The following is a 1443-nucleotide window of genomic DNA, read 5'->3' on the forward strand; positions in this document are numbered from 1 at the left end:
CTTGCGGGACGAAGCATTGATCGAGCCCATGGTGTCCACCACCTGGCTGACCACGCTGCCGCCCTTGACGGCGACTTCCGAAGCCGAAACCGCGAGTTGATTGGCCTGGCGAGCGTTGTCCGCGTTCTGCTTCACGGTCGAGGTCAGCTCTTCCATCGAGGCGGCGGTCTCTTCCAGCGAACTGGCCTGCTGCTCGGTGCGCGACGAGAGATCCTGGTTGCCGGTGGCGATCTGGCTCGATGCCGTCGCGATCGTGTCGGTGCCGGTGCGGACCTCGTCGACCACCTTGGAGAGGCTGCCGCGCATGTGCTCGATCGCATGCATCAGGCTCGATGCGTCGCCGGCCTTCAACGCCACGCCCGCAGCCAGGTCGCCCTGCGCGATGCGGCGGGCCACGGCAGCCGCGGCAGCCGGCTCGCCGCCGAGCTGCTTCAGCAGGCCGCGCGAGATGGTCCAGCCGAGCGCGAAAAGCAAGGCCGCCAGGCCCAGGGCACAGACCGAGAACCCGACCAGCCGCTCGACGATCCTGGCATTCACCGTGTCCACATAGACACCGGAGCCGACGATCCACCCCCAGGGCTTGAAGCCCTTGACGTAGGACACCTTGGGCACCGGCGTCTCGCTGCCCGGTTTGGCCCATTCGTAGGAGACGAAGCCGGCGCCGCTGGCCTGCACCGTCTTCACGAACTCGGCGAAGATGGCCTTGCCCGTGGCGTCCTTGTTGTCCGACAGGTCCTTGCCCTCGAGCGCCGCGCTGATCGGATGCATCAGCATCTGCGGCGTCATGTCGTTCAGCCAGAAATATTCGTTGCCGCCATAGCGCAGGCCGCGCAGCGCCTGCATGGCCTGCTCCTTGGCTTGCGGCTCGCCCAGCACGCCCTTCTGCGCCAGGCCGTGGTAGTACACGAGGATGCCATGCGCGGTTTCGACCGCCTGCCGCACGCTGGCCTGGCGCTCCTCCATGATGAGCTTCCGCTCGGAATGCAGGAACAGCCCGGTCAATGCGAACACGCCGAGGACCGCGGCGCAGACGAGCACGCCGAGCCGTCTTGCGATGCTCATGGAGCGGAAGTTCAGGATCTGGGACATGCGGGCCTGCGGATTGAATGGACCACTCTGCTATCGGCAGCGAGAGCCGGGTCCTGAAGGGTTGGCGAGAAATTCCGATCAGCGGCCGGCGCCGAGCTTGAACACGCTCACCGAGTTCACCAGGCTCGATGCCTGCTCCTGCAGGGAGCCGGCCGCGGCCGCGGCCTCTTCCACCAGCGCCGCGTTCTGCTGCGTCACCTGGTCCATCTGGGTGATCGCCTGGTTGATCTGCTCGATCCCCGAGGTCTGCTCCTGGCTCGCCGCCGTGATCTCGCCCATGATGTCGGTCACCCGCTTGACGCTGTCGACGATCTCTTCCATCGTCTTGCCGGCTTCCGCCACCTGCTTGCTGCC

Annotated in this window: 2 protein-coding genes; both read right to left on the reverse strand. The window is 66.5% G+C overall.

Annotation, left to right across the window (positions count from 1 at the left end):
* Nucleotides 1–1062: cache domain-containing protein (locus QTI33_RS35010; protein WP_286511341.1), on the reverse strand; the 1062-nt coding region annotated here is incomplete at its 3' end.
* A gap of 105 nt (nt 1063–1167) precedes the next feature.
* Nucleotides 1168–1443, reverse strand: a 276-nt coding sequence (locus tag QTI33_RS35015) for a methyl-accepting chemotaxis protein (protein ID WP_286511342.1), incomplete at its 5' end; no start/stop codon positions are given.

Origin of the sequence: Variovorax davisae, assembly GCF_030316845.1 — a bacterium.
GTDB classification, from domain to species: Bacteria; Pseudomonadota; Gammaproteobacteria; order Burkholderiales; family Burkholderiaceae_C; genus Variovorax; species Variovorax davisae.